The organism is Chitinophaga nivalis (assembly GCF_025989125.1).
Taxonomy (GTDB): Bacteria; Bacteroidota; Bacteroidia; order Chitinophagales; family Chitinophagaceae; genus Chitinophaga; species Chitinophaga nivalis.
The window spans coordinates 7,551,564-7,574,512 of record NZ_JAPDNR010000001.1; the positions used below are offsets into that span (position 1 = coordinate 7,551,564).

Below are 22,949 nucleotides of genomic sequence, written 5' to 3' on the forward strand. Positions count from 1 at the left end.
TCTTAAAGGATTCGTTTTTAATCCTTTTTCCATACATTTGAATGTTACTGGTTAATCCCGGCTTGCCGGGAAAATCTGTTAGCTACCGGTCATTTACTGACCGGCTATTTATTTTCATGATGCCTGTTCGTCGTCCAAAACTTATCAGGCAGATGAAATCATTTCAGGCGTTCCCGTATAGTTTCCGCTATCGGGAACGTTTTTTTTGTGTACTATTAATTCATGTGTCTTTTTTATACGTTAGTGAATAATTACCTGCCGGTCGTTCATTTTATAGCTAAAGCGGCTACCGGCGCTTAACACACGAAGTGTTTGCTCTAAAGGCATATTAGCATACAGTGTAACAGTGATCCGCTTCTGCGCGGTATGTGATTGTTTAAATTCGATACTTACATTATACCAGCGTTCCAGTTCCATCGCTACTTCTTTCAGCGTATTGTTGTTGAAAGTAAGCCGCGCGCTTTTCCAGCCCGCAATATCTTCCACCGGTATCTGTGCAATAGAGGAACGACGGCTTTCCGGATTCCAGGTAACCTGTTGCCCCGGCGTGAGTACAGCCATTGGTCTGCTTCCTTTATAATCATTGCCGGCGTGTTCTACACTTACCTTTCCGGTAGCTACCGCAATGGTGAGCGGCGTACCATTAAAAGCATTGATCTTAAAAGAGGTACCTAATACCCTTGTTTGTACCTTTCCTGTATGCACAATGAACGGATGTGCAGGATCTTCACTGATTTCAAAAAAAGCTTCCCCGGTTAATGTTATTTCACGGGTATTTCCATTAAAGTGTTCCGGATATTCCAGTTTACTGTCTGCACCCAGGTGAATAACAGATCCATCTGCCAAAGTAATCACCGCACGCTGCCCCCTGGGGTTACTTTTCTCCAGGCTCACCAAGGTAGTGGTGGCCTTGTTGTTCTTGCGGTACTGATATACACCAAACGTTCCCAAACCCGATACTAATACCGCCCACACTGCAGCATGACGTAAAAAAGAGAATCGTTTCACCGGCCTGATGACTGCTGGCTCCTGCTCCGGTACCATTCCCTGCATGCGTTGCTGCAAGGTGGATTTCCAGCCCATTACCTGTTGTTCATCCACTCTGATCTGTTCCATCAACAGCATATCCGCCGGTAATCTTTCTGTAAGCACTTCATCCAATAGCAGCCGCCCTTCCGGTTCCTGAATAAAATCTGCTACCAGCTGCCTTTCTGCTGCGGTACAGGTATTATCCAGGTATTTATTCATTAATGCTTTCGTGATCGTGTTTGCCATGTGTTGTACGTGCAAGCCCATTCTGTTGTATGGCCGCTCACTATATAAGAGCTGAAAAATAACCCGAGGGGCTAATGGAGAATTAAAAAACTTTACGGCATCAAAAGGGCATAAAAAATGATTACAAGTCACTAACAAACAATTACTTATAAGCAAACTAAAACGCCTGTACGAAAAGCTGGTAACAATTACATAACATAGCGACAGCTATATTACTTACCTCCTGGCAATAGCTGATAACATTTACATAACATAGCAACCGTTATATCAAAGAGATATAAACAGCAAAAGCCATAACAATCAAATGATATAGCTACCACTATATCACTTACATCATGGAGATGTAAAACAACAGTAACATGGTAATGTCGGCATAGTCTTTCAGGTGCTGCCGGAAATGGGTAAGTGATGCTTTGATGTGATTCTTCACCGTGAACAGGGAGAGGTTCAGTTCTTTGGCAATTTCAGCATGGGAAAGCTGTTCGTGCCGGCTCATCTTAAACACGCGGCGACGTTGCTGGCTCAGTTCATCCAACTTTTCGAGGTATACCTGCGTAATTTCATGGCAATTGATCTTCGTGTCTGCTGCTGCAGTAGTGAGGGATTCATCATCATATACCTGTTCAATAGGTACTGTAGTAAATGATTTTTTACTCATCGCCTTGATCACGGCGTTTTTAATAGCACGAAATAAATACGGCGCCAGCTTCACTTCCGGATCAAGTTGCTGTCTTTTTTCCCAGATCCACACCATCAGATCCATCATGATCTCTTCTGCCGTATCTTTGTCCTGCAGATAGTTCAGCGCATAATTATACAGTCTTTTGGAGTATCGGTCAAACAATACATCGAACGCCTTCACATTATCAAGCCTGCATTGTTCCAACAGTAAATAATCTGATAAGTCCTGTAAAGCTTCGCCCATATTTTCGTCACTATTTTTCTGACAACAAACTTAAGCGCAAAAAATCAGCAGTTATATTATCTAAACATTAACTTTTGATAACCCAAGCTGGTGGCCAGTAAAGCGATACAGCTGGTTTATGTCGCTGCGGTCCTGTTGCCTGAAAACCATCCACCCACATAAGAAATCATTGCTCTTATCCGTTTTATCCTGTGAACATGATCAGCCAGTTATCCGAAAAGTTACCGGTTACCGGCATTACTAACCCCGATACGCCGGCTGTTGTTTTGCTGTTCATCTTCCGTAAATTATCAGTCTCACTTTTATCATCTTAAGCTGTTGTATGAAAAAGATTTTTTTGATCACAGGTGCTACTGCCGGCATTGGAAAAATAACCGCCATACACCTGGCCAAAACCGGGGCCACCGTTGTCATTCATGGCAGAAATGCAGCGAAGACCATACAAACCCAACAGGAAATCATCCACCTCACAGGCAATACAGCTATTGATACCCTTACCGGCGATCTGTCGCTGATGACAGACGTAAAAAAGATCGCCCATACTTTCCGGAACCGCTACAACCACCTGGATGTGCTGATCAATAATGCCGGCATACTGGCTGCCACCCGCAGGGAAACCACAGCAGAAGGCTATGAAAATACCTTTGCCGTGAATGTGCTGGCCCCCTATCTTTTAACCGCACTGCTGTTTGACCAACTACAGCATAGCCATAAAGCGCGGGTCATCAATGTATCTTCTGCCATGCATTCGCTGGCACGGCCCGACTTCAATGATCTCCAGGCCACCCGTTCCTTCCATGCCATACGTGCCTACAGCAATTCCAAACTTTTCCTGATCCTGCTGACGGAAGAAATGGCCGGCCGCATGGCCGACAGTGGCATCAAAAATGTAGTGGTCAACAGTCTTCACCCTGGCGCCGTAGCGACCACTTTCGGTAAAGACAACAGTACCTTCTCCAACCGGCTCACCAATCTGTTGAAACCGTTGTTTTTCCTGTCGCCGGAAAAAGGTGCTGCCACCACTATCTTCCTCGCTACTTCCCGTGAAGGGGAACAATACAGCGGACAATATTTCGTCAAAAGCAAACTCGCCAAAGTAGCCCCCAGACATAACACAGCTAAAAACAGGGAAAAAATCTGGACAGCCTGTGAAACGATTACCGGCACTACCTTTTTATAACCTCCCGTCGACGAGTATCTGATAAAAAAACACCTGATTTCCGGCCAGATATCTGGCTGAAAACAGGGTATTCCTCATTCTTTTTTCCGACCTTTGTTCCCCAATTTCAACACGTAATATGAGAGTTTGCATTGCTGAAAAACCAAGTGTGGCAAGAGACATTGCAGAAGTGATCGGCGCGAAACAACGCAAGGATGGCTACTATGAAGGCAATGGTTATCAGGTAACCTGGACTTTCGGGCATTTTTGTACCCTAAAGGAACCCCACGATTATTTTGAACAATGGAAATACTGGCGCCTGGAAGATCTCCCCATGATCCCCTCCAGCTTTGGGATCAAACTGATTGAAAACTCCGGCGTACAAAAACAGTTTAAAGTCATCGAAACACTGGTACAAGCCTGCGAAGAGGTGATCAACTGCGGGGATGCCGGCCAGGAAGGAGAACTGATCCAGCGTTGGGTATTGCTAAAAGCCAAATGCACTGCGCCGATCAAAAGACTCTGGATTTCCTCCCTGACAGAAGAAGCGATCCGCAACGGTTTCCAGCAATTACGGGAAGCAGACCAGTACAACAACCTGTATGCTGCCGGCAGCGCCCGCGCTATCGGCGACTGGCTGTTAGGCATGAATGCCACCCGCCTTTTCACCAAAAAATTTGCGCAGGGGAAAGTTGTATTGTCTATCGGCCGGGTGCAAACACCTACCCTGGCCATGATTGTGCAACGACAAAAAGAAATCAACGCCTTTGTATCTGAAGATTACTGGGAGTTAAAAACGTTATATCGCGAAACAGAGTTCACCGCTACCATCGACCGGTTGAAAAGTCCGGAGAAAGCAGCCAAAGGCCTGGCCTATCTGCAGGAGCATCTGTTTGAAGTCACTTCCTTTGAAAAGAAAGATGGCAAGGAAGGCAATCCCCGTCTGTTTGACCTCACGGGTCTGCAGGTGGAAGCCAATAAAAAATATGCCTATACTGCCGACGACACCCTCAAACACGTACAGAGCCTATACGAAAAAAAACTCGTCACCTACCCCAGGGTAGATACCACTTACCTGTCGGAAGACCTGCACCCCAAAGTGCCGGGTATCCTGCAGGATCTCACGCCCTACAGCGCACTCACCGCTCCTGTACTGGCCAAGCCTATTCCTAAACTGAAAACAGTTTTCGACGATAAAAAAGTAACCGATCACCATGCCATTATCCCTACCGGCGTATATCCCGGCGGTATCGGCCTGGAAGAAAAAAGGCTGTACGATCTGATTGCCCGGCGCTTCATTGCCGCCTTTTATCCGGAATGTAAAATTTCCAATACCACAGTGCTGGGTAAAGTAGGTCAGGTACCTTTTAAAGTAACCGGTAAACAAATACTGGAACCCGGCTGGAAAGAAGTATATGCCAATGATGTAAAAGAAAAAAAGGAAGGAGAAGAAGAGGAAAAAATACTACCGGTTTTTGAAGTGGGTGAAAGTGGTCCGCATACGCCCCGCATACACCAGGGGAAAACCTCTCCACCCAAAGCCTTTACAGAAGCGTCTTTGCTGCGGGCCATGGAAACGGCCGGCAAACAGGTAGACGATGAAGAAATGCGCGAGCTGCTGAAAGACAATGGTATTGGCCGGCCTTCTACCCGTGCCAACATTATTGAAACCCTCTTTCGCAGAAAATATATCGAGAAAAAGAAAAAAAACATCTACGCTACCCAAACGGGTATGGACCTCATTGATACCATACAATCCGAGTTGCTCAAAAGTGCGGAACTCACCGGCCAGTGGGAACGTAAACTCCGGCTCATTGAAAAAGGAGAATATGCACCGGATACCTTTAAGGACGAGCTGATTCAAATGGTAACCGCGCTGACTGCCGAAGTAAAAACAGCGAGTTATAAATTCATCACCATCGCACCGGAAACACCACCGGAAGAAAAGGAGAAGGAAAAAGGGAAAACCAAAAAAGAAGCAAAACCCAAAGCGCCGAAAGCGCCTATTGTGCTTGAACAGCTGACCTGTCCGAAATGTAAAACACATTTGTTGAAAAAAGGCAACACCGCCTACGGCTGCAGCAATTTCAACCAATGCGGTTTCAAGATTCCTTTTACTGTAGCCGATAAAAAACTTACCGATAAACAACTCCACGACTTACTCACGAAAGGAAAAAGCTCATCCAAAAACAACAAACTGTCATTGGATGAGCATTTCAACCTCGTAGTAGCATAATACCTTATCATCAGGAGCAGTGTTATTACTGCTCCTGATGATGATGATTAGAAACCGGTAGCCACCGTCACTGCTTTCCAGGCTTCCAGGTCTTTTTTCACAGTAGCTATTTTCTCGTATGCGAGGTCATAGGCATCCTGTCCCAGGAACAGATGTACCGGTGGTTCCGGTGTTGTTGTTACCTGAATCATTGCAGCAGCTGCTTTCTCCGGATCACCGGCCTGCTGACCATGAATATCGAACTGATGTGCTTTTTGTACTTCCCGTATATTTTCATAGTCCGCTATTTCATTGGCAGGTACCGCCAAAGAACCAGAAGAAAGGAACTCAGTTCTGAAATAACCAGGTTCCACCAGGGTTACGTGGATACCGAACGGTTTTACTTCTGTAACCAGGGATTCTGACAGTCCTTCCAGCGCAAATTTAGTAGCGCAGTAAATACCGAAACCGGGGAAGAAAGCAACAAAACCAGCGATGGAGGAGATGTTCAGGATGTGTCCTGATTTTTGTTCCCGCAGATAAGGCAGTGCTTTCCGGATCACATTCAGGCTCCCGAATACATTTACGTCGAAGTTAGTCCGGGCTTCTGTATCTGATACTTCTTCCAAACCGCCTACTTGTCCATATCCGGCATTATTCACGATAACGTCTATACGACCAAAGTGTTTTACCGTTTCACCGATGGCATCTTCCACGCTTTTTTCGCTGATGAGATCTACCGCCAGCGGCAGGAAGCTACTGCTATCTGCTGTGGTAATTTTGCGCAGGTCTGCTATATTTCTGGAAGTAGCTGCTACTTTATATCCCTGCTGTAATAATTGTAATACGAGAATGCGTCCTAAACCTTTGGAGGCGCCGGTAACAAACCAAACTTTTGTGTTGCTCATAAACATGTATGTTTTTAGTCTTACAAAAGTAGGGCGGCCTTCCTTGCCCATTATTACGCCATTCAAACGAATGATTGCAAAATTCAAACATCCCGGTAGGCAGTGGGTGTCAGGCTTGTTTGTTTCTTAAAGAAGTTATTGAAATGGGCCGGTTCTTCAAATCCCAGGGCATAGCTGATTTCTGCTACGTTCCAGCTGGTATGCTTCAGCAACGCTTTGGCTTCTGCAGCCAGCCGTTCGGCAATGTGGCTGGTAGTGGTTTTACCGGTAGTTTCGCGGATAGCCCGGTTGAGGTGATTGACATGTACGGCCAGTTGCTGTGCATAGTCGCTGGCGGAACGCAGGGTAAAACGCTGCGCCGGTGATTCAATCGGGAACTGGCGTTCCAGCAGATCAGAAAAAACCGCCGTCAGACGGGCATTCGCATTGGCATGCGGATACAAGGTTTCAGACGGCTGCATTTTAAGCGCCACATGAAAAATCTCTTTCAGGTAGTTACAAAGCAGGTCATACTTAAAAGGATAGTCTGAGGCGATTTCCGCCAGCATTTTACGGTATATAACCGCTGTTTCCTCGTGTTGTTCCGCAGTTAAACTAAAAGCCGGTTTGCCGCTGGTGCTGAACATCGGCAGGTCATTGATGTTCATCCGCATGCGCTCTGTCAGGAAGGGCGCCCGGAAGATGCAGAAAAAGCCCTCATAGTCCGGGGTTAATGCTTCCCAGGAATACGGTACCTGCGGAGAGAAAAACATCAGCGTAGGCCCCTTTACTTCAAGGGTTTTATCGGCGTAGTGAAACAGGTAATGCCCGGTGTTCAGGCTGACCTTATAGAAATCACGGCGGCTGTAATTCACGGTCAGGTGATTGTCTACCACACAATCCTTCATCCGGAATACATTAAAATGTCCGATCTCCTGTTGCAGGTTCTCCGGTACCTGATTCAGCTTTTGCTGGTAGAACTCCTGTAGTGACTCTGTTTGCGGCATACCTAAAATTACAAAATTCAAACCAATGCAGCAAACAGCACTGGCAGGAGCCCCGCACAATCCGGCATCGGCTCCCACCCTATTACACCTTAATCCAGCGCCACATCATTAATAGAAGCATAGCGCCGCTGCATCAGTCCTTCCGGATTAAACTCCCACATCTCATTACCGTAGGAACGGAAATGTTTACCCTCCTTATTCGTCCAGGTATATTCAAAACGTACGGCAATGCGGTTATCATGAAAGCTCCACAGCTCTTTCTTTAATTTATAGTCCAGCTCTTTCTCCCATTTAGCAGTCAGAAAGCTGATCACCGCTTCGCGGCCATTGATAAACTGATCGCGGTTACGCCATTCGGTATCTATCGTATAGGCCAGGGCTACTTTTTGCGGGTCGCGGCTGTTCCAGGCATCTTCTGCAAACTGTACTTTCTGCAGGGCGGTTTCGTAGGTAAATGGCGGAACAGGTAATCTTTTTTCCATGATGATGAAGTTTTAATGAACATTAATACAGACAAGTCAACCTGTCTTTTTAAAAACAAACCAATACATACAGGATAGTCAGTACCCTACCGGTTCAACCTCCTGTTACCACAAATGTAGGAATAAATCTCAAAATAGACAGATCAGTCTGTCTTTATTTTTACAAGAAAAGTAAAACAGGTATATCTTGCTAAAAATAAAAAGTAACTGGAAATACTACAACAAGCCACTCACGGCCTTCCTGGCCTCCTGTACCGGCCACTGATGACGGTAAAGCTGACTTTCTATCATCGCCGCTTCAAACAACAGGTACACCTGGTCTTTCAATGCCTGCTTTTCTTTCACCAGAATATGCCCCAGGTAAGCCCGCAGGTCTTTTTTATGTTCCTGTATCACCTGCAACACCGCCGCATCTTTGTCGGTCATTTCAGAGAGGATATTGAGAAAGGCACAACCGCGGAAATGTTCTTTTTCATTGATGTCGTGCAGAAAATCAAAAGCAGCCATGATTTGTTCTTTGGGCTTGGCCGTCTTCTCTGTCCAGGTTTTCAGCGCATCGAACCAATACTGGTGCCGGTACTGCAGAAAAGCAATCAGCAAAGCTTCCTTAGAGGCAAAATGCAGGTACAAACTGGCTCTGGCCACCCCTGCCTCCCGGATCACCTGGTTGATACCCGTAGCACGATAGCCCTGGTTATAAAACAGCTCAGTAGCAGTGTCCAATAACCGCTGCCTTGGGTCGCTTATCTTTGCTTTCATCCCGCAAAATTACGAACTACCGGAGAATTACACCTACTTCTAAAAAGAAAGACGCCCCACCGAAGCGGAACGTCTTATTATTTTCAACACAGTTATCTCTCCTTAGTATCCAAAGGTATAACTACCCCAGAAGCTGTTCCAATCGGCCACGGCGGCATCTGTATACGGAATCATATGCACGCTGCTGATCATCCACCTGCCCCGGCGCTGTACCGGAAACGTTACTTCGCCGGCAGCATTGCTGCGGTATTTGGTAACCGATGTTTTCCCCTTGTATACATTCCATGCCAGCACCAATGCATTATTCACAGGCGCCTGATCAAACAATACTTTAAAAGTGACGGATTCCCCCTCTTTCAACGCATAGGGATTTTTACCGGGAATCAGTTCCATCCGCATACCGGTATGCAGCGCATAGGTATCGTCCTGCCCCTCGCCCACCTGTAACAAGGTTTTGGCGCAACGCTGGTAGTACTCTCTACCCGGCTTCCCGGTTTCACCACGTTCTTTACGTAATGCAGCTATATCATCCAGCCCTTCTTCCAATAGATAAGCATTGAATTTTTCCGCTTCCAGCGAGATGTATTTACCGGTATTGCTGAATGCCAGCAAGTGATTGCCTGCTGTAGCAAAAGCCGCATGAATATTGGCACTTTTGCTGCCATTCACGTGGGCGGTATAATCTTCTGCCACCCCTACCGCAAAATGTTTCAGTTGTTGTATGCGGTATTTCGTGCCATCGGATCTTTCTCCTTTGTAGTTTTCTCCTACCATCACCCGCACATTTACCGGTTCGTTGATGCCAAGGATAAACTTTACCGGCTGCAGCCAGAATTCATGTCCGAAAGCCAGTGCACTGATGAACAGTATGCCTATAGCCAGCGCTGTTTTTTTCATATCAGAGAATTAAGAAATTAACGCCTATCCGTGCATTCAATGGATTACCCAGAGAAGCCACGGTGTTACGGGATATGCCCCCGTTGAAATAACGGGTATTGGTAATGTTGTTGATATTAAACTGAAAACTGAACCGGCGGATATCATAGTTCAACGCCGCATCCAGTACGGTATAAGCCGGCAATACAAAATCCTGCGTCGCCATATTCCCTACCTGATCACTCACGTAACGGCCACCGGCGCCAATACCAAATCCTTTCAGCCACTTCTGTGTGAAGTTATACTTCACCCACACATTCGCGATATGATGCGGCGCATTCACATAACGATCTCCCTTTTTCCCAATCGTGCTTTTATTGGTAAGCTGATGATCATTATACGCATACCCGGCGATGATGTTCACATTTTTCAGATTTCCCTGCAAGGTCACTTCTGCGCCCTGACTACGTGTACCCGGCACCGTTACCTGTCTGCGGGGATTATCTGTTGTAGGGTCCGGCGCCAGCAGATTGCGGTAAGCAATGTGGTACACTGCTACCATGGCAGAAAGCCGCTGCCGGAAGAAATCACCTTTGGCGCCTGCTTCAAACTGCGTAGCCGTTTTAGGAGGGAAAGGCCCCCCACTGGCAGTGGCACTGGATAAGTGCGGATTAAAGGAACGGGTAAAGCTACCGTATACAGACAGATTCGGCAACGGCAAATACACAATGCCCGCCCGTGGTACCCAGGCGCCTGTTTCCGCATGATCTCCCTGCACATCGTCTTTATCCGACAAAGGCGTCTGCACCATTTTGTAGTGATCGTACCGCAGTGACAGCAACACTTTCAGGTTATGCAGCAATCCGATCTGATCCTGCACATACCCACCAATGAGGTTCGTTACCTGTTTGTTGTCGTCGTAGCTGCTGGTAGGTGCATCCACCGGCGGCACATCGTTGCGGTAATCCGGATGCCAGATACCGATACGCGTACTGCTATAATTGCGATATAAGTTTTTCGTCCAGCCGAAACGGTTATAGTCGAAGCCCGTCAGGATATTGTGTTCCAGCCGGCCGGTATGAAACCGGTAACCAGCATAGGCCGTGGTCTGCCAGTTAAACTGGTCGTTATCCCAGGTAGAATAGGTACGGTTAATGGAATCATTGACAATAGCGCCCGCCACAAAATGATCTGCGAAATTAAACTGGTTACGCACATACCGTTGTACAACGGTCAGGGATAAACGATCATTGAAAGTATGGTTCAGGGTAAGTGTAGCGGAAGTATTGGTATTTTTTCCGTAATCATCCGGACTTTGTACCGTCCGCTCTTTCGGATAGGCATTAAAGTCGTAGGAACCATCGGGCAGTTTTTTCACAAACGTACCGCGGTCGTAGCTATGCACCGCATTGGTACGGGCATAGTTCAATTCCAGGTTGACAGCCGTTTTCACGGATGGTTGCCAGGTAAAGGAAGGCGCCAGAAAAATATTTTCGGTATGCTGCTGATCACGGAAGCTGTTGCTGCGGTCATACCCTGCAATGGCGCGGTACAGCCATTTTTTATTGGCTGATAAAGCGCCGGTAGCATCCGCCGCAAAACGGGCAAAATCCCAGCTGCCATAGGAAGCATGTACACTTAGTCCGGTTGTTGCCTGTGGTTTTTTGGTAACAAAATTAATAAGGCCGCCCGGCATCCCTTCGCTGAACAGCACGGAAGCCGGTCCCCGCAACACTTCTACCCTTTCAATATTATACAACAGCGATGGCTGGTTCCACAGATACAGGTTACCCCGCACCCCGTTGAACATAATAAAACTACCTTCTGCCGGGTTATAGCCACTGAATCCGCGCATGCTGAATCCACCCATGCCATTATTGGCTTTTACACCGGTCATTAAAGGCACCAGCTCATTGAGGGTGGCTGCCTGCCGGTCTTTGATCACCGCTTGTCCTACCACCTGCACCGATTGCGGTGTCTCCAGCAGTGATGTGGCAGTTCTCGTAGCAATAGAAGAAACAGGTGTGCGGTATCCATCCTGCTGACCTGCGATCACTACTTCTCCCAGATCGCGGCGGTGGGCCACGGTATCCCGGGAAGTCTTATCCTGTGCCAGGCCTACAGCCGGTAACAGGTACCCTATCCACAACAGGAACAGCTTTTTATTACAATACATGACAATTAAACAAATACAGTTTGAAAAATAGTACGATCCTTTACAGTTACTGCCTGTAAACGCTGCTCCGACGGCAACAAGGTAAACGCGTATCTTACCGGAATACAATACGGGATAAACAGCTGGCGGGTATACTGTGGCGCAAACCTACGGCATGAGGTCATAAAAACCAAATGCCCGGTACGCGTCAGGTGGTTTCGTCTTCCTCTACTGTGACCTGATACCGGCCGGCATGCGGCAAGGGTTGTATCATCGCATCCATACGGGCGCTCCAGGTATAGGTAAAAGCAGCCCCGAAATAAAAGATCAGGGAAGAATAAAACATAAACAGCAGTAACAATACCATAGCAGCAGAAGCGCCGTAAATACTGTTGATACTGCTATAGGTAAGCATCACTTTCAGGATCAGCTTTCCGATATTAAACAGGATACTGGTAACCAAAGCGCCGGTAAGTCCTGCTTTCCAGCGTGGACGGCCATCCGGCAGAAAATAAAACACCAGGAAAAACCAGATAGTGACAATCACCACGGAAATCACATAGTTCAACGCACTGTTATAATACATGGCCAGGGCCGGCAGCCAGGCATCGATATATTTTCCCAGAAAGGCTTTGGCCGCATCCGCCACCAGGTCGATGATAAATAACACGCCTGCAAAAAAGATCACCAGCACGCCTCTTAACCGGGATAATAATATCTGTCCTACCGTGGCTTTGTGTACCGGTTTGATCTTCCATAATTCATTGAGTGAACTCTTGATGATTTTGAAAAGCGTAGTCGCTACAAATAACAGGAAAAGAAAACCACCTATGGCGATCAGCCAGTTCTGGGCAATACTCCTGAAAGCCTTGAGGGTACCGGTTAAGGCCTCCGTGGCTTCTTTACCGAAAACGCCTTCCAGTTGTGCAAATAACCGCTTACCTACATGCTGGATACGGAAAATCAGTCGCAACAATTGTATAATGATTACCAGGATAGCCGGTAAGGCAAACGTGGTAAAAAAGGCCGTTGCGCCGGCCATCCGCAGCGGATCATTTGCCTGCAGCTCTTTCCAGGCATCCTTAAATGCCAGGAAAAAGTGCAGCCAGTAAGGTATCTTTTTTTCCGTAGTAGTATCTCCCATACAATTACGCAATAATTTCAAAATAGGATCGCTTGCCCAGTTTCAGCTTCAATGGCAGATTGTCCGGCGTAAATGTAGTATTTATATCCAGACATTTTTGCCCGTTCACCTGAATACCTCCCGCCAACACCAGTCTGCGCAGCGACGATTTACTTTCGGCCGGCAGTAACTGTTTGCATAACTCAATGAGTCCAATCGTTGCTACTCCCGGCAAGCTATTCCATGACACAGGTGCGAACACTTTATCTGCCTGGCTTTGTTGCTGAAACTGTTTTTCGAAATACAGCTGTGCGGCAGTAGCGGCGGCTTTGCTGTGGTACTGTTGTACCAGGTTACTACCCACTGCTTTTTTAATACGCATCGGATTTTCTCCGGCAGTCAGCTGCTGTAGCAGCTGGTCTTGCTCTTGCCGGCTGAAATCAGTAGTCATACGGATGTAATCGGGCAACAACGCATCCGGCACCGACATCATTTTACCAAACATCTCGTCCGGTGTATCTGTAAGTCCGATGATATTGTGCTGCGATTTACTCATCTTGGCCGTGCCATCTATACCCCGCAGCAGCGGCATACACATCACGATCTGTGCCGGCAGATCACGGGCTTCCTGTAGCTGCCGCCCCATCGTACAGTTAAACAGCTGATCGGTACCTCCCATTTCAATGTCCGCCTTTATTTGCACGGAGTCAAAACCCTGCAGCAGCGGGTATATCAGCTCGTGCATGGCAATGGGCGTCTGCTGCTGAAAGCGTTGCTGAAAATCTGTCCGGTGCATGATTTGCGCCAGCGTGGTGCCCGATAACAGGCGTATGACGGCTGCCATGTCCATCTTTTCCAACCATTCAGCATTATACCGGATTTCGCAGCGACTTACATCCAGTATTTTCGACAGCTGCCGTACATAGGTTTGCGCGTTGTGTTCTACCTCAGCAGCACTCAAAGGCGGCCGCGATTTATTACGCCCTGTAGGATCCCCGATGCGGGCGGTGAAGTCGCCGATAACAATCACGATGCGATGTCCCAGGTCCTGAAACTGTTTCATCTTTTTCAATACTACGGCATGGCCCAGGTGCAGATCCGGCGCCGTAGGATCAAATCCTAATTTCACGATTAGCTGCCGGCCTGCTGTAGCAGCTGTCTGTAACTTTTTCTCCAGGCCGTTTTCGGGGAAAATAATTTCCACCTGTTCCTGTAATTGTGTTGTTCCCATAAAAAAAATTGAATAAAAAAAGCCCGGATACGATGATCCGGGCTATAAATATGGTGTGCGTTATCTCATGCAGATTTAATGATAATGATCACAACAGCCATTCCGGACCAGCCCTATGGTATAATAGGTGGTATAAAATGGAAAGGGGAGATATGACTGCTGACGTTTGTTCATTACAGGTAGCAAGGTACGAACTTCCTGCCGAAAAATACCCAACCCTTGGTATCTTTGTGCCGTGATGAATGCGATGGTATATACACCTAAGAGCGCGCTGAAAGAAGCGGTGGATTATTGCTGGTACCACGAGGCCACGCAACAGCCAGCGTATACCTACAGCATTCCGTTTCTGCACCAGGAGCTGATCATTAATTTCGGCGACTATCTGTCGCTGACAGGGCCTTCCCACGCGCCGTTCTCCTATACCCGGCATGGCGGCGTATCCGGCATTTTTTCCGGCCCATTGCTCACACATACGCAAGGACATTACAAAGCCATCGGTATTATCTTCAAACCTTTCGGGTTATACCGGCTGCTGGGATTTCCGGCCATACGCCTGGAACAGGGGCCCTTAACGCTGGAACAGGTATTGGGACCGCAAAGCCGGCAGTGGGTGGCGCAGCTGGAAAACATCGCTGATCCGATGGAGAAATTATATGCACTGGAAAACCGGCTACTGGATATGGCGCGCCCACAATCAGTTCCAGACGAAATTATTTTTCTGCCGCAGTATATATCGCTGCAGAAAGGACATATACAAACACAGGCACACAGCACAGGCATCTCGCCCAAAAAATATATCCGCTATTATCAACAGGCAGTAGGGTTAACACCAAAAAAGTATATGCAGTTGCAGCTGATTAATCAGGCGATTACACAAATCGCCACTACGCCTGATATGCCGCTGACGCACGTTGCCTATGACCTGGGCTTCTATGATCAGGCGCATTTCATCCGGGTATTCCGTTCCTTCGCCGGCATGACGCCATCCGGCTACCGGCGCGCCGTACAACAAGGAAAAGTACACCTGGATTTCCCGAATACGATTTTCTGCTAACGGGAATTTTGTACAATTTCTGCCGGTTTGGTTGATTCATCTTTGTAAAAAATAACAGATGAGAAAACTGAAAGTATACATTGCCATCAGCCTGGACGGATACATTGCTACCGCAAATGGCAGCATCGACTGGCTCACGGGATTTCCCAATCCCGACAATACCGATTATGGCTATGCCGATTTTCTGGCTACCACAGACACTACCTTTATGGGCTATACGACGTACCTGGATGTATTAAAGCTCAGCGAAACCTTTCCCTATAGCGACAAAACCAACTATGTATTTACGCGGCAGCCCGGCCGGACTGCTACCGCCGACGTACAGTTTATCCACACGGATATCCCTGCTTTTGTACAACAGGTGAAAGCCGCGGCAGGTAAAGATATCTGGCTGATCGGCGGCGGACAGCTGAACGCGGCCCTGTTACAATATGACCTGATTGATGAAATGATCCTGCACATGATGCCGGTAGTACTGGGAACGGGTATCCCCTTGTTCAGCGGAATAGCGCTGGAGAAAACTTTCCGGCTGACACATTCCCGTGCCTACGACAACAGTGTGCTGGAACTGCACTATCAAAAAGTGTAGGTTTAGGGTACCATCTGTGCCAGCCCGTTACCAAACGACCAGTTTTCGGCCGCCGTTTCCACCAGCACGATAAATACATCCGATGCCGGCACAGGTGTGCTGGCAGCAATGCCCGCAGCAATCTGCTGATAGAGTTCTTTCTTCATCGCCACCGTTCTGCCGTCCCGGGCTGTAATCCGGATATATACCTGCTGATGGGAATGCGGCACGTTCATGTACGATGCCGGATACCGGATGCTGCCTGGCGGCAGGGTATGTATCACATGAAAGTAGTCATCTACCGGAATCTTAAATACAGCTACCAGGCTGTTATGTACCGCGGAAGAAATGTCTGTTTTGTTTTTTTCGGTGAGATGATCACCGAGATAGATTTGTATAAAAGGCATATCAATCGATTTTATGGTTGCAGGATGATGACCGGCTGATTTTTTTTCAACAGGTAGAAGACCAGGAAGGTGGCCGGCTGATTGGTCTGTGCATTTTTAAATACCAGGATTTGTTTTCCCGCCGCTTCACGGAAAGGGTCGCCGGCGTGTAGCCGTACCAGTGAGTCCCCGGCCGGTTGATACCAGATTTCCCCCGCTGTTACATACCCATACACTTCTCCCGGATGATAATGTGCCGGTGCGGCGGCTCCCGGGGCCAGCGTGATTGCTTCCATCTTCACTTCTTCCACGGTTTGCGGGGCCAGGATTTGCGTCAGCAATGTTTTACGCCCTACTCCGGCAACAGGTTTTGTTTGCGCCTGTAAACGGCCCCAAAACAGCAACAGGCAGCATATCCCTATTATTTTCATAAAAGACCCGTTATTTACCTGCAAACCTAGGACTAATTCATACTTTTACAATATTGAAACATCTCAACAAACACTTTAATAAAACTAAAGTATGATACATGCGTTGCTGGACCTGGAGCTTTTACGCACGTTTGTGCTGGCAGCGGAACTGGATAGCTTCGCCAAAGCCGCCGAGCAGGTAAATCGCTCTCAATCGGCCGTGAGTTTGCAGATACAGCGGCTGGAAGAAATGACCGGCCAACCGCTTTTCGTGAAACAGGGCCGGGGCCGGCGGCTTACCGCTGCCGGCGAAATGCTGCTGGGCTATGCCCGGCAACTACTGGACATCAACCACAAAGCCGTAACCGCCCTAACGGCCACGCATATAGCAGGCAAAGTAAAACTGGGATTGCTGGCCGACTTTGCCGACAGTGGCCTGCCCACCGTACTCGCCCGCTTTGCCGCTATACATCCGCAAGTAGAGATCACCATCGTCATCGACCGGCAGGGTGTATTACAACAGCAGCTGCAGGCAGGCAAGCTGGATGTAATCACGGTTTTCAGCAGCGACCTGCCGGCGGCCGCCATCCCTATCGGCCAGCTGCCCATGCGCTGGATTGGCGGCGAAACACCGGCCATCGCCCAGCAATCCCCTCTGCCCTTGTTGTTATTTGAAGCACCCTGCCTGTTCCGCACTACCGGATTGGCGGCACTGGATAAAGTTTCCCATGCATGGCGCCCGGCGCTGACCAGCGCCAACATCACTGGTATGTGGGCGGCCGCAAAAGCCGGACTGGGCATTACCGTACGCACCGCACTGGGATTACCCGACGGTTGTAAGATCATCTCCACCGGATTACCTCCCTTACCGGAAGTACACGTATTGCTGCAAACACAGGCAGCAGCACCGGCGCCAGCGGTACAACGCCTCACCCACATCCTGGAGGAAACCATTGCCGAACAGATAAAAAATATCAAAGGAGGAAAAATTACCCGCCGGGTATAAACAAAAGCACCGGCCTGTTGTTTTTCCAGACATGGGCATATGCGGATCTATAAACTTGTGTTAAAGATTTTAACGAAAAAAATAAAGGAAGTTAACAGTGTGCTGTTATATACAATACAAACAGCTTATCAATGGCAATATCTTAAAAATGATACCTGTTTTTCTTTTATAATGCTTGTTCCCCGAGCGGAAAAACGATATATTAGCGAACATTGATAGATCCGGAAACTGGCATCTGACACATATGTGCGGTGATTCATCATCGTCATAAAGGTACAACACACGAACTTTAAACCGAGTATTTCTGTATGCATTTACCACAATTGATTATTGACCTGGCATTGATATTAGGAGCGGCAGGTATTATAACTTTATTATTCAGACGACTAAAACAACCCATGGTATTAGGCTATATCATTGCCGGTTTTTTAGTGGGTCCGAATTTTCATTTGTTTCCTTCCATTTCAGACGGAGAAGGGATTAAAACCTGGTCTGAGATCGGCGTAATATTTCTCTTGTTTTCACTGGGACTGGAATTCAGTTTCAAAAAACTGATGCGGGTGGGAGGTACTGCTTCCATCACAGCCTTTGTGGAAATAGCCTGCATTACCGTGGCCGGATATTTTACCGGCCAGCTAATGGGATGGGGTATGATGGACAGCTTATTCCTCGGTGGTTTACTCGCCAGCTCCTCCACCACCATTATCATCCGTGCCTTTGATGAATTGGGCATTAAACAAAAAGCATTTACCAAAATCGTATTCGGCGTACTCGTCGTAGAAGATATTGTGGTGATATTACTGATGGTATTATTATCCACCATGGCGGTCAGCAAACAGTTTGAAGGCGCACAGATGTTGTTTACCATCGTAAAACTGTTGTTCTTCCTGGCTTTATGGTTCCTGGCAGGTATTTTCCTGTTGCCTACTTTCCTGAAAAAAATGGAAAAATACCTGAATGGTGAAACCTTGCTGATTCTTAGTATCGCCTTGTGTCTGGGTATGGTGATCCTGGCTACCAAAGCCGGTTTCTCCGCAGAACTGGGCGCCTTCATCATGGGCTCCATCATTGCAGAAACTACGTCATCTGAAAAAGTAGAACATCTGATCCAACCGGTGAAAGACCTGTTTGGCGCCATCTTCTTTGTATCCGTAGGAATGCTGATCAATCCGGAAATGATTGTCGAATACCGGTGGCCGGTATTATGGGTAACCTTGTTAACCATCTTCGGGAAATTCTTTAGTACTTCCCTGGGCGCGCTTTTATCAGGCCAATCGCTGAAACAATCCGTACAGGTAGGTATGAGTATGGCGCAGGTAGGGGAATTTGCCTTTATCATTGCTACACTTGGTGTCACCCTCGGCGTCACCAGCGAATTCCTCTTTCCTGTAGCAGTAGGCGTTTCCGCCATCACTACCTTCACCACCCCTTATATGATCAAGTTCTCCGGACCGGTCTATAACTGGATAGAAAGGAGCCTGCCGAAAAAGTGGCTGCAGGCCATCAACCGCTACAGTGCCAGCTCTCAAACCCTGCAGGGCGAAAGCGACTGGCGCATTGTACTGCGGTCCTATATGAAAGTGATTATCCTGAACAGTGTCATCATGCTGGCGATCATCATGCTGAACAAATACTATATCGGTCCTTTTGTGGTGAAGTATCTGGATAATCAACTGTGGGTAAAATTACTTTGTGTGGTGATTGGTATTGCCATGATGGCGCCGTTCATCTGGGCCCTGATGATACAGAAAATATCCAGCATTTCGTACAAAGCCCTGTGGCTAGATTCCAAATACAATCATGGTCCGCTGGTAGTTGTAGAGGTGGTCCGTAACGTAATAGCGGTATTACTGGTAGGTTTCCTTGTCAATCAGTTCTTCCCGTTCTGGCAAGCACTGATGGGTACCGCGGTGATATTACTCATCGTATTGCTGGTACTGCGCCAGCAGCTGCAGAAGTTCTACAACCGTATCGAACATCGCTTCCTGGCCAACCTGAATGCCCGCGAAAATGCCGATGCTGCCGCCAAAAGATCAACAGCCGCAGATCTGCTGCCCTGGGATGCGCAGGTGTCAGAAATTGAGATCAATCCCTGGTCTACCCTGATAGACAAGCCCCTGGCGAATCTCCAGCTGCGGGAAAAATATGGTATCAACGTAGGCTCCATCAAAAGAGGCAATGTGACCATCTATGCCCCTACACGGGATGAAAAATTGTTTCCTTACGATAAAATCACAGCCATCGGCACTGAAGCCCAGCTCGAAGATTTTAACCGGATTGTCAATACCCTGAACGTAGAACGGCACGACGAAAAAACGGATGAGAACATTGGCCTCATCAGCATTGTGGTAGATGAAACCAACGGGCTGAAAGGACAGACCATCCGCCACTCCGGCATCCGGGAGAAAACCCAGGCCCTGGTGGTAGGCATCGCCCGCGGAGGCGACCGTATGTTGAATCCTTCTTCTGAAACAATATTCGAATGGGAAGATGTGGTATGGCTGGTAGGCGACCGGAAAAAAATACTGGACTTTACCCGTAGAGCAGAATAATATCATCCATTATAATTTCCGGAAGATGTGATCATCTTCCGGAAATTATCTTACTTACTATTTATACTTCTTCAGAAACTCCGTTAATACATATTGCAGGATACCGCCATGGCGATAATACGCTACTTCAATAGCCCCATTCAGCCGGCATTTCACCTGAAAAACAATCTCCTCTCCACCAGTCGGTTTAGCCCTCACCGTTAGTAACTTACCCGGTGTAATACCCTCTGCAATACCTGTAATGGTAAAGGCTTCTGTACCTGACAGCTGCAAGGACGCCGCTGTTTGTCCATCTACATATTCCAGCGGCAATACGCCCATTCCCACCAGGTTGCTGCGGTGAATACGTTCATAACTTTCTGCTATCACAGCTTTTACGCCCAGCAGGTTCGTACCCTTTGCTGCCCAGTCGCGGGAAGAACCACTGCCATATTCCCTGCCTGCCAATATGATCAATGGCACTTTAGCAGCGGCATATTGCATGGCCGCATCATATACCGACAAGACCACTCCCTGTGGAATCAGTGTCGTAAAACCACCCTCTTTCGGCGACAATTCATTTTTGATACGCACATTGGCGAAGGTGCCCCGGATCATCACTTCATGATTACCACGGCGGGAACCATAGGAATTAAACAGCCGGGGATCAATGCCATGATCCAGCAGGTATTTGCCGGCAGGCGTATCCGCCTTAAAGGAGCCGGCAGGCGAAATATGATCTGTAGTTACCGAATCGCCCAGTTTCAGCAATACCCGGGCTTCCCGGATATCCTGCAATGGGCCGGCATCTTCCGGTAGTCCCCGGAAGAAAGGCGCTTCCCGGATATAGGTAGAATCGTTGCTCCAGTGATAGTCTTTCCCCGTGGGCGCCAGCAATCCTTCCCACTGCTCATCGCCATCAAAGATTACACGGTAGATGCGTTCAAAATCCTCCTGTTTCACGGCGGCAGCTACGGCTTCATTGATTTCATCCTGGGTAGGCCAGATATCGCGGAGATATACCGGCTCTCCGTTGGGATCGTAGCCCAGGGGTGCTGTCAGCAAATCCACATCAATACGACCGGCAAGGGCATAGGCCACTACCAGCAGCGGAGAAGCCAGGAAATTCATTTTCACCTGCGGATGTACCCGTGCTTCAAAATTACGGTTGCCGGATAACACCGATGCTACTACCAGGTTACCTTTATCTACCGCCTCGGCAATGTGTGGCGGCAAAGGACCACTGTTACCAATACACGAAGTACAACCATAACCCACAGTATGGAAACGCAACGCTTCTAACTCTGTCAGTAATCCTGACCGGCGCAGGTATTCGGTTACCACCCTGGAACCTGGCGCCAGACTGGTTTTCACCCAGGGCTTCACAGACAAGCCGCGACTCACAGCTTTTTTAGCCACCAGTCCCGCTCCTATCATCACGCTGGGGTTGGAAGTATTTGTACAACTGGTGATCGCTGCAATGGTAATCGCCCCGTCGCTCAGTACATATTCTTCATTTTTTATTTTGATGCGCACCGATTTCAGGTATTCCACTTCTACGGCTACCTCTTCGGTCTGTTTCTGGATCTCATAGGTGAAAGCAGTACCGGAACCACCTTCCGACAGCCACGCGGTATCCCGGCGTTTTCCTTCCGGCGTATACATCCGCTTAAACTCTTTGCTCAGCAGGTTTTCAAATTCACTGTGCACGTCCCGCACCAGGATACGGTCCTGCGGACGTTTAGGACCTGCCACCGCCGCCTGTACCTGCGCCAGGTCCAGTTCTACGATATCGGAATACGTAATATTTTCATTGCCGTGCCGCCACAGCATATTTTCCTTACAGTAGTTTTCTACCAACGTCACCTGTTCTTCCGACCGGTTGGTACGGCGCATATACTGCAGCGTCTGGGCGTCTATCGGGAAGTACGTCACCGTACACCCAAATTCAGGCGACATATTCGAAATGGTAGCCCGGTCCGGCACCGACAAATGATCCAGCCCATCGCCGAATACTTCCACGAATTTATCTACCACGCCATATTTCCGCAATAGCTGCGTAATGGCCAACACCATATCTGTAGCGGTAACACCTTCTGTCAGCCGGTTGGTGAGCTTTAAACCTATCACCTGCGGACAGGAAAAATAGATCGGTTGTCCCAGGATAGCGGCTTCCGCTTCGATTCCTCCTACGCCCCATCCCAGCACGCCAATACCATTTACCATGGGCGTATGGGAATCTGTTCCTACCAGGGTATCCGGAAACAGCCAGCCATCGCGGCTGATAACGCCATGCGCCAGGTACTCCAGGTTTACCTGGTGACAGATACCCATTCCCGGCGGCACTACCGTAAAGTTATCAAATGCCTGTTGTGCCCATTTCAAGAGCTGGTACCGTTCTTTATTCCGCTCATACTCATAGGCCACATTTTTCGTATAGGAATAATCGGTGCCGAAAAAATCTACCTGTACCGAGTGGTCTACCACCAGATCCACGGGGATAGCCGGATTGATTTTTGCCCCATCTCTCCCCTGCCGGATTACCTCCGCACGGATAGAGGCGATATCCACCACGGCTGCCACACCGGTAAAATCCTGCATCAGCACCCGTGCCGGTTTGAAGGGGATTTCCTGGTCTGTACTTCCCGGCGCCCAGTTTACCAGGATATTTACATGTTCGTCGGTAATCGCAAAACCATCATGGTTGCGCAATACATTTTCCAGCAAAATTCTGATGGAAAAGGGCAACCGGGATATCTTCCTGCCTTCCTGTTCCAGTTTGCTGAGCGAAGCAATTCGTTGTTGCATAGTCATCATTTGAGTTGGTGAGGTACCCCTTCAACAACGGAAAGAAAATTTTGTTTATTGCCTTTGCGTTAAAACATGGTTACATCAGGCTT

Annotated in this window: 19 protein-coding genes; 6 read left to right on the forward strand and 13 right to left on the reverse strand. The window is 48.1% G+C overall.

All coding sequences use genetic code 11. The annotated features are described in order from the left end of the window. Window positions 1-240 precede the first annotated feature (240 nt). Together OL444_RS27460 and OL444_RS27465 are read right to left on the reverse strand one after the other, a co-directional pair. A complete protein-coding gene (locus OL444_RS27460; protein ID WP_264728070.1) occupies window positions 241-1,275 on the reverse strand; it encodes a FecR family protein in 1,035 nt (344 codons plus the stop codon). 328 nt (window positions 1,276-1,603) lie between these two features. Further along, entirely contained in the window at window positions 1,604-2,200 is a 597-nt protein-coding gene (locus OL444_RS27465; RefSeq protein ID WP_264728068.1) for an RNA polymerase sigma-70 factor, read from the reverse strand. Window positions 2,201-2,522: 322 nt separating this feature from the next. Here OL444_RS27465 and OL444_RS27470 point away from each other — a divergent pair, with 322 nt between their 5' ends. Both OL444_RS27470 and OL444_RS27475 read left to right on the forward strand, forming a co-directional pair. Further along, a complete protein-coding gene (locus OL444_RS27470) occupies window positions 2,523-3,380 on the forward strand; it encodes an SDR family oxidoreductase (RefSeq protein ID WP_264728067.1) in 858 nt (285 codons plus the stop codon). A gap of 118 nt (window positions 3,381-3,498) precedes the next feature. After that, window positions 3,499-5,595, forward strand: coding sequence for a DNA topoisomerase 3 (locus OL444_RS27475; RefSeq protein WP_264728065.1), 2,097 nt, complete (start codon window positions 3,499-3,501; stop codon window positions 5,593-5,595). 47 nt (window positions 5,596-5,642) lie between these two features. Here the strand turns inward: OL444_RS27475 and OL444_RS27480 are convergent, their stop codons facing one another. The 8 genes from OL444_RS27480 to tyrS form a co-directional block, all read right to left on the reverse strand. Next, window positions 5,643-6,482: an oxidoreductase gene (locus tag OL444_RS27480; protein ID WP_264728063.1), complete on the reverse strand. Its 840-nt coding sequence runs from the start codon at window positions 6,480-6,482 to the stop codon at window positions 5,643-5,645. 83 nt (window positions 6,483-6,565) lie between these two features. Then, window positions 6,566-7,468, reverse strand: a complete 903-nt coding sequence (locus OL444_RS27485) for a helix-turn-helix domain-containing protein (RefSeq protein ID WP_264728061.1) — start codon at window positions 7,466-7,468, stop codon at window positions 6,566-6,568. 89 nt (window positions 7,469-7,557) lie between these two features. Continuing rightward, window positions 7,558-7,950 carry a nuclear transport factor 2 family protein gene (locus OL444_RS27490; RefSeq protein WP_264728059.1) on the reverse strand — a complete coding sequence of 131 codons (393 nt, stop codon included), beginning with the start codon at window positions 7,948-7,950 and terminating at the stop codon, window positions 7,558-7,560. 216 nt (window positions 7,951-8,166) lie between these two features. Then, complete coding sequence (locus OL444_RS27495; RefSeq protein WP_264728057.1) at window positions 8,167-8,709, reverse strand: TetR/AcrR family transcriptional regulator; 543 nt, start codon at window positions 8,707-8,709, stop codon at window positions 8,167-8,169. A 102-nt stretch (window positions 8,710-8,811) separates the two neighbouring features. After that, window positions 8,812-9,606: a DUF4198 domain-containing protein gene (locus tag OL444_RS27500; protein WP_264728056.1), complete on the reverse strand. Its 795-nt coding sequence runs from the start codon at window positions 9,604-9,606 to the stop codon at window positions 8,812-8,814. A 1-nt stretch (window position 9,607) separates the two neighbouring features. Continuing rightward, window positions 9,608-11,761 carry a TonB-dependent siderophore receptor gene (locus tag OL444_RS27505; protein ID WP_264728053.1) on the reverse strand — a complete coding sequence of 718 codons (2,154 nt, stop codon included), beginning with the start codon at window positions 11,759-11,761 and terminating at the stop codon, window positions 9,608-9,610. Window positions 11,762-11,948: 187 nt separating this feature from the next. Next, window positions 11,949-12,884: a YihY/virulence factor BrkB family protein gene (locus OL444_RS27510; protein WP_264728051.1), complete on the reverse strand. Its 936-nt coding sequence runs from the start codon at window positions 12,882-12,884 to the stop codon at window positions 11,949-11,951. A 4-nt stretch (window positions 12,885-12,888) separates the two neighbouring features. Next, on the reverse strand, window positions 12,889-14,094 hold the full coding sequence (gene tyrS, locus OL444_RS27515; RefSeq protein ID WP_264728048.1) for a tyrosine--tRNA ligase: 1,206 nt from the start codon (window positions 14,092-14,094) through the stop codon (window positions 12,889-12,891). A 238-nt stretch (window positions 14,095-14,332) separates the two neighbouring features. Between tyrS and OL444_RS27520 the strand changes: the two genes are divergently transcribed. Further along, entirely contained in the window at window positions 14,333-15,148 is an 816-nt protein-coding gene (locus tag OL444_RS27520; protein ID WP_264731735.1) for a helix-turn-helix domain-containing protein, read from the forward strand. 58 nt (window positions 15,149-15,206) lie between these two features. Further along, the gene (locus OL444_RS27525) at window positions 15,207-15,737 is read left to right on the forward strand and encodes a dihydrofolate reductase family protein (RefSeq protein WP_264728046.1); all 531 of its coding nucleotides are present in this window, start codon (window positions 15,207-15,209) and stop codon (window positions 15,735-15,737) included. A gap of 2 nt (window positions 15,738-15,739) precedes the next feature. Here the strand turns inward: OL444_RS27525 and OL444_RS27530 are convergent, their stop codons facing one another. Next, window positions 15,740-16,123: a tautomerase family protein gene (locus OL444_RS27530; protein ID WP_264728044.1), complete on the reverse strand. Its 384-nt coding sequence runs from the start codon at window positions 16,121-16,123 to the stop codon at window positions 15,740-15,742. 11 nt (window positions 16,124-16,134) lie between these two features. After that, window positions 16,135-16,533, reverse strand: coding sequence for a cupin domain-containing protein (locus OL444_RS27535; protein WP_264728042.1), 399 nt, complete (start codon window positions 16,531-16,533; stop codon window positions 16,135-16,137). 91 nt (window positions 16,534-16,624) lie between these two features. Between OL444_RS27535 and OL444_RS27540 the strand changes: the two genes are divergently transcribed. Both OL444_RS27540 and OL444_RS27545 read left to right on the forward strand, forming a co-directional pair. After that, window positions 16,625-17,518 carry a LysR family transcriptional regulator gene (locus OL444_RS27540; RefSeq protein ID WP_264728041.1) on the forward strand — a complete coding sequence of 298 codons (894 nt, stop codon included), beginning with the start codon at window positions 16,625-16,627 and terminating at the stop codon, window positions 17,516-17,518. A 308-nt stretch (window positions 17,519-17,826) separates the two neighbouring features. After that, entirely contained in the window at window positions 17,827-20,070 is a 2,244-nt protein-coding gene (locus OL444_RS27545) for a cation:proton antiporter (protein WP_264728039.1), read from the forward strand. 57 nt (window positions 20,071-20,127) lie between these two features. Here OL444_RS27545 and acnA read toward each other — a convergent pair whose 3' ends face one another. Beyond that, window positions 20,128-22,857 (reverse strand): aconitate hydratase AcnA, encoded by a 2,730-nt coding sequence (acnA, locus tag OL444_RS27550; protein WP_264728037.1) that lies wholly within the window; start codon window positions 22,855-22,857, stop codon window positions 20,128-20,130. Between the last annotated feature and the right edge of the window lie 92 nt (window positions 22,858-22,949).